This window comes from Paenibacillus solisilvae, from assembly GCF_042656405.1.
GTDB lineage: Bacteria > Bacillota > Bacilli > Paenibacillales > Paenibacillaceae > Paenibacillus_Z > Paenibacillus_Z solisilvae.
This window is the reverse complement of record NZ_JBHSOW010000126.1, coordinates 21954-28085: the sequence shown is the minus strand read 5'-3', so window position 1 is coordinate 28085 and position 6132 is coordinate 21954. Positions and strand designations below refer to the sequence as shown.

General features: G+C 44.7%; 7 protein-coding genes and 1 pseudogene. 6 read left to right on the top strand and 2 right to left on the bottom strand.

The annotated features are described in order from the left end of the window. The first annotated feature begins 289 nt into the window (after positions 1-289). From ACFPYJ_RS30950 to ACFPYJ_RS30935, 4 genes are all read left to right on the top strand, one after another. A complete protein-coding gene (locus ACFPYJ_RS30950; RefSeq protein WP_379192116.1) occupies positions 290-1768 on the top strand; it encodes an arylsulfatase in 1479 nt (492 codons plus the stop codon). A gap of 90 nt (positions 1769-1858) precedes the next feature. Continuing rightward, positions 1859-2248 carry a GNAT family N-acetyltransferase gene (locus ACFPYJ_RS30945; RefSeq protein ID WP_379192113.1) on the top strand — a complete coding sequence of 130 codons (390 nt, stop codon included), beginning with the start codon at positions 1859-1861 and terminating at the stop codon, positions 2246-2248. Between the two features lie 111 nt (positions 2249-2359). After that, positions 2360-2896, top strand: coding sequence for a 5' nucleotidase, NT5C type (locus tag ACFPYJ_RS30940; RefSeq protein WP_379192112.1), 537 nt, complete (start codon positions 2360-2362; stop codon positions 2894-2896). A 686-nt stretch (positions 2897-3582) separates the two neighbouring features. Beyond that, positions 3583-4047: a hypothetical protein gene (locus ACFPYJ_RS30935; protein WP_379192111.1), complete on the top strand. Its 465-nt coding sequence runs from the start codon at positions 3583-3585 to the stop codon at positions 4045-4047. A 40-nt stretch (positions 4048-4087) separates the two neighbouring features. On the opposite strand, the pseudogene ACFPYJ_RS30930 reads toward ACFPYJ_RS30935, so the two are convergent. After that, positions 4088-4234: pseudogene (locus tag ACFPYJ_RS30930) on the bottom strand (IS3 family transposase); the annotation flags it as partial. Positions 4235-4810: 576 nt separating this feature from the next. Between ACFPYJ_RS30930 and ACFPYJ_RS30925 the strand changes: the two are divergent. Next, the gene (locus ACFPYJ_RS30925) at positions 4811-5407 is read left to right on the top strand and encodes an AAA family ATPase (protein ID WP_379192110.1); all 597 of its coding nucleotides are present in this window, start codon (positions 4811-4813) and stop codon (positions 5405-5407) included. A 15-nt stretch (positions 5408-5422) separates the two neighbouring features. Next, the gene (locus ACFPYJ_RS30920; protein WP_379192115.1) at positions 5423-5716 is read left to right on the top strand and encodes a cupin domain-containing protein; all 294 of its coding nucleotides are present in this window, start codon (positions 5423-5425) and stop codon (positions 5714-5716) included. A 17-nt stretch (positions 5717-5733) separates the two neighbouring features. On the opposite strand, the gene ACFPYJ_RS30915 is transcribed toward ACFPYJ_RS30920, so the two are convergent. Beyond that, on the bottom strand, positions 5734-6060 hold the full coding sequence (locus ACFPYJ_RS30915; RefSeq protein WP_379192109.1) for a hypothetical protein: 327 nt from the start codon (positions 6058-6060) through the stop codon (positions 5734-5736). Positions 6061-6132 lie beyond the last annotated feature (72 nt).

The window sequence follows — 6132 nt, the reverse complement described above, 5'->3', positions numbered from 1 at the left end:
GGTAAGTGTCGCTTTTCTTTAAATATAACTTGGGTCACTGGAAAAGCTTAAGTTCTTCAGTGGCCTCGATGTAACCCGAGGAGCTTTTTCATTTTCTATTTCATATTTGGCATTAAGTAAGGCAGTGAAGGAAGCGGATTTATCTGAACCTGTCGGCAGTTCTAGTGCCGTGGTGACGGATTGGGCAGGAGAGCTCAGCAACTTACGTGATTCTAAACAGGTATTCAGAGTTCTAAAAAGAAATATGTACAGTGTCGTTATGTTGTAAAAGGAGAGAAGAAGAATAATGATGATGAAATCTGAAGCGAAAACAATGAGCCCGAATATCCTGCTTATTACAGTCGATCAGATGCGTGCCGACTGTTTAAGGGCAGCAGGTCATTCCATTGTCGAGACTCCCAATTTGGACGATCTAGCAAGGAACGGTGTGCATTTTCAGAATGCATACTCAGCAACGCCAAGCTGCATTCCGGCACGGGCAGCGATTATGACAGGCATGAGCCAGCGTTCACACGGACGGGTAGGCTACCAGGAACAAGTCCCTTGGAATTATACGCATATGCTCCCTGCAGCGTTTAGCAAAGCTGGCTATCATACGCAATGCGTGGGCAAAATGCACGTCTATCCAACGCGCAATTTATGTGGCTTTCATAACATTGTGCTGCATGATGGATATCTGCATTACAACCGAAATTATACGGGTTTGCCAGCCGCCGAGCATTTCAATGAATATGATGACTATTTGCACTGGCTGAAGCGTCAGGCAGGATCGGATCAGGATCTGCTCGATCACGGGCTGGACTGCAACGCATCTACAGTAACAAGGCCATGGCATCTACCGGAGAAGCTTCATCCTACAAATTGGGTTGTCTCGGAGTCGATTGATTTCTTAAGACGCCGGGATCCGTCAAAGCCGTTCTTCTTATGGTCGTCATTCGTGCGGCCGCACCCGCCTTTCGATCCGCCTCAGGTGTATTTTGACATGTATAAGGATTTGGATATTCCGCTGCCTCCGGTTGGTGAGTGGGTGGATGAAGCTGCAGCAGAAGATGGGAGCAGCGGACCAACGACCTCATTCAGCAAGCTGGATAAGCGCAGGCTCAACAGGGCGCAAGCGGGCTACTATGCTTTAATCACCCATCTGGATGATCAGATCGGCCGTCTGCTAAATTCGCTCGGGGAATATGGCGTCCTTCGCAATACCGTGATTTTGTTCGCTTCGGATCACGGGGAAATGCTGGGGGACCATCATTATTACCGCAAGGTGCTGCCTTATGAGGCGAGTGCAAAAATTCCTTTCCTGCTTTATGATCCGGGTGATGTGCTTTCGTTGCAACGAGGCAAGCGGGTAAATGAGGTGGTGGAGCTGCGGGATATTATGCCTACGCTGCTGGAAGCGGCAGGCATTCCAATTCCGCCGACGGTTGAGGGTTTAAGCGTGTTATCCCTATGCAAGGGTGATGCCTCAGACTGGCGGGAGTATATTCACGGCGAACACTCTGGCGGAGCTGTATCCAACCACTATATGACAGACGGTTGCATGAAGTATGTCTGGTTCTCGCAGTCAGGCAAGGAGCAATTATTCGATTTGCTTGCGGATCCAGAGGAGCGGATCGACTTAGCTGAAGATCGTTCCTATGCAGAACAGCTGCTGTTATGGCGAAGTCGACTCATTCAAGAATTGTATGGCAGAGAAGAAGGGTATTCAGACGGCACGCAATTAATAGCGGGTCAAAGGCCGCAAGCTTGTTTAAGCCATATACTCTAGCTGGTGGTAATGCAATTGGAAGTCTAAGCAGCAACCCAGCCTATACCATCGCTGCTTGAACGATTTGATTCCTGTGAGAGGTGAGGACCCTTGCATTCAGTTGTAATCAACCTTCCGATTAAAAATCATGAGGTACCCGATCTAAGAGATTCAATTGGGTGGGAGAGACGGGATGATGATTACCCCGCATTATTTGAACGTTGTAATTTTTGGGCTGGACTACGAGCAGTAAATGATACTCTTATCGCATTTGGGTATATTTGCGGGACCGGACTGCAGCATGGTTATATGGAAGATATAATGGTACATCCGGATTATCAAAATCAAGGTATTGGCATTTCCTTAGTAAGAAAGCTTTTAGAGGAATCAGAGCGTATGGGATTAGAAATCGTAACTGTAACTTTCGCCCCCGATCATAATGAATTTTATAGTAAAGCCGGGTTTATATCCTGTTCCGGTGGATTATGGAGAAAGACTTAACTTCATTGCGGCAGCAAACGAAGGTCATTATTAAGATAACGGACTGTTTGGTGAAGTAACAAAAATAGTATAATAGAGCTAAATGTTCAAAGAGGGAGTGCGAAGTGATTGATGAAGGATAGGAAGCAAAGAATTGCAATTGATATGGACGAAGTTGTAGCTGATTTTAACTCGAAACATTTACGGGTGTTTAATCATGATTATAATGAGAATCTCACTTTAAATGATTTGATGGGAACCCGACTTAGGGTTTTACGTCCGCATTTACAGAATGAGATTTTTGCTTATTTGGATGACCCTGCATTTTTCCGTGATTTAGATGTCATGAAAGATAGCCAACAAGTAATTAAAGAATTAAGTGAACAGTACGAAGTTTTCATTACAACAGCAGCGATGGAGGTTCCGGCTTCTTTCACCGCGAAGTATGAATGGTTAAAAGAACATTTTGGATTTATAAATGAAATGAATTTTGTTTTTTGTGGAGATAAGAGCATTATCCGCGCAGATTATCTGATAGATGACAACACACGGCATTTTCAAGGATTTGCTGGTCAAGGTATATTGTTTACGTCGCCACACAATATCAACGAATCAGGTTATGTTCGGGTTAATAACTGGTTAGAAGTAAGAAATTATTTTTTGAGTTGATGTTGTGCTAACAGAGAACGAGGATGCAGTGGCTGTCCAATGGGATTCAAAATAGGGATTGTTCCAAGAGCGATTAATGCGCTCGGGAGCAATCCCTATTTTATATGCGGCTCAGGACTGGTGGATCGTAGTACTGGAGGTAACCGGTGGAGATGTTGAACAAATCCATGCTTTTGCTCAAGTTCAAGGAGAACGGGTAAGAGGATGCGCTTTGACAGATACTATTCGGGCGGAATTGCAATCCATCACTCTCAATAGCTTCTTATTTTTATATAGGACTAAACAAGTCAGTTAAAACATGGTTTCTAAAATTTTTACTGTGTTGGTTATCTGAAATGCGGCAAAGACACTATAGCTGTACTGAAAAAGTGTGCACAAAAAATGTTCTCACTTATATTGGTAATATCAATTACATTGGGGTTGGTTACCTTTGGCAGCGTTCCACAAGTTGACGCACAAGAGGTGTCAGGCAATGCGCCGTTTATTAACAATTGGCTGGTAGCTGGTCCTTTTGATACGGCGGTAGCGCAAAGACCGGCAGACGGAAACTGGGCAAGAGTAGCCACCGCAACTGCAAGTTCCTCGTGGAAAACCAGCTCTGTTAATTTTCCGAGCTCGCAGCGTGGTTTGCGCCGAACGGCAGGCCGGAACGGCACGAATCGACCACTGGAACGATGCCCTATTTCTTGAGCGGCTCCGGATATACGGATGACGGCCTAGGAAATATTGCAAAATTCGAGAGCGGCCAAGGACCCAATTGGGGCTATGCAATGTCCAGAGACAACAATATATATTTGCATCTGATTGAAGGGCCAGACAGCAAGGTAGGGTTCAGTGGAAATTCTCTTACCATTAGCCCTGTGATTGACACTGTTACAAGCGTCTCTTTGCTCAACAACGACAGTACGCTGAGCTTTACGCAAACTGGCCAGAGCGTAACGATTAACCTAACCGGCGTAGTACGGGACCCGGTCGATACAATCGTGAAAATCGTGACGAATAACCCGACTAGGAAATATAAGCTCACCAATTTGATCGTGACTGGCGAACAAATAACGTCAAACAAACTTCAAGTAAAAGTCGAAGGCTATATGACTTACCCTGCCCTGAAAGTGCGTTTTACCCCAATTAGCTACGTTTACGAGCAGTAACACAAGCGTTGCAACCGTATTGCACAGGGGTCATCTTTTTTTATCCCCATTGATACCTATTATTGTTGTAATATCGGATGTAGCTGTCAATTTTACGTTCTCCTAATGATGGACAACTACGAAGGTCAACATGGTCCTTCATATGGCCGAAAAAAGACTCCTGTGGCGCATTATCCCAGCAATTTCCCTCTACACCATTGTGACGGATACGCCTGAAATGGTCTCGGTGACATTTTCGGTCAAAACGATGAAAGTTCCATTTAAATTGAGCAAGACCATTACAATTTACGCAAACTCGTCCAAGGTAGACATAAAGGAAGAGATAGAAAACTTAAGCGAAGTACCTTTGAGGTATATGTGGGGGCAGCATTTGGCTTTCGGAAAGCCGCATTCTATCACTTCTGCCTAACGCCAACACAGGAACGGCTTGCAATTTCATCAAGAAAAGCCTTCATTTACGGGGCAGAATACTTCCAATTATGGTAGGATAAGAGCAAGATTGAGACGCCAAAATCGAACCCGGCACAACGGGAACAAAGACCCTGGAAAAGAGAAGAAAAAAATTTCGCAAGGGAATGAAAGCGTTCATTTCAACAAAGAAAGTAAGGCGGCAAGGAAAGCTGATTACCGTCATTACAGAACACAAATGAAAAGATTACTCCGTAGTGAAAATGAATTATTACGCGGCTATCAGCGAACTAGCGGATGGATTACGTGGTAAGTCATGAGTTAACACTTTAATCATAAGTCGGGAGGATAGACGATGGCTATTGTTTGTTTGGGGTGCGGAGAGTATGTGGAAACAAAAGTAGAGAAAGAAAAGGAAATACGAATCTGCCCTGATTGTGGGTATGAGGAGAAGTTTAAATTACTGCCGCTATTTATTATTACGGGGGCGAGCGGTGTAGGTAAAACTACAATTGTGAAGCGGCTTCGCGAGGTGCTGACCGACAGTGAGATATTCGACACGGACGAGATGCATGCAGCGGACTGGCAGCAGGCACGGTCCAATTGGTTAAAGGTGGCGTTTCAGATCGCTCAGAGTGGTCGTCATACGGTGTTGTGCGGTACCATGATGCGCCACGATATTGAAGATTGCGATCATTTCCGATTCTTTCGTCATGTATACTACATCAATCTGCATTGCGACGATGCAGCGCGGGAATCACGACTTCGAGCTCGTCCGCAGTGGAGAGGGGTTACCGAAGAATTCATTGCAGATCATAAACGGTTTGCGCAATGGCTGCTCGATAACGCTGCCATAGAATACGAACCGCCAATGCCAACGATCGATAATACAAACATCAATGATGTTGAAGCCGCCAGACAAATAAGCAGTTGGGTAAACCATTGGCGCTAAAAGCATGTGTAAACGATCAGCCGTTATATAAGCGATTATGCGAACTTTGTGATTAGCGAAGTTAACGATCATGTTTTGAGAGCCGCAGTAATCGATGGAGAATTCCATTGGCATAAACACGATGACTGCGATGAACTCTTTATTGTAATTGAAGGGGAATTACATATAGATTTTGAAGACCAGACTATTATTTTGAACCAAGGAGATGTTTTCACCATACCCCAAAACGTCATGCATAGAACACGTTCTAACCGAAGAACTGTAAATCTTTGTTTTGAGAAAGCAGACAATAATATTAAAGGAAGCTAAAGCAGGAAGTCACGCAGTCATAGATGGGAGGTTGGCAATTTGAGGTATTGGGATAATGTCAACGTTTGTACTCCCCAATCGGGGTTCGAATGTTCTCCCACCCTTAGATTGGGGTAATTCTCCTGAAATTCAGCAATGCGATCCATTAATTGAATTTTATCAAAACTGGCTCCGAAAATGTCCGGGTCCGGTTTGAAGGTAACACTCGTGCCGGTCTCCTTTGATATCCCGGTTACGAACAGTTCGGATTGCGGGATTCCGTGTCTGAAATCCTGACGGAATACTTTGCCTTCACGGCGAATTTCCACAGACAATCGCTCTGAGAGTGCGTTAACGATGGGCATATTAATTCCTTTAAGTCCACCTGGAGCGACTACAGAGGCACTTGTATTGTAATGTCCGATTTCCGTAAGAAC

What these genes read in the sequence shown, in the direction of transcription:
- ACFPYJ_RS30925 (WP_379192110.1), top strand. Translation starts at nt 4,811, where the DNA reads ATGGCTATTGTTTGTTTGGGGTGCGGAGAGTATGTGGAAACAAAAGTA.
- ACFPYJ_RS30915 (WP_379192109.1), bottom strand. Translation starts at nt 6,060, where the DNA reads ATGCCCATCGTTAACGCACTCTCAGAGCGATTGTCTGTGGAAATTCGC.
- ACFPYJ_RS30940 (WP_379192112.1), top strand. Translation starts at nt 2,360, where the DNA reads ATGAAGGATAGGAAGCAAAGAATTGCAATTGATATGGACGAAGTTGTA.
- ACFPYJ_RS30950 (WP_379192116.1), top strand. Translation starts at nt 290, where the DNA reads ATGATGAAATCTGAAGCGAAAACAATGAGCCCGAATATCCTGCTTATT.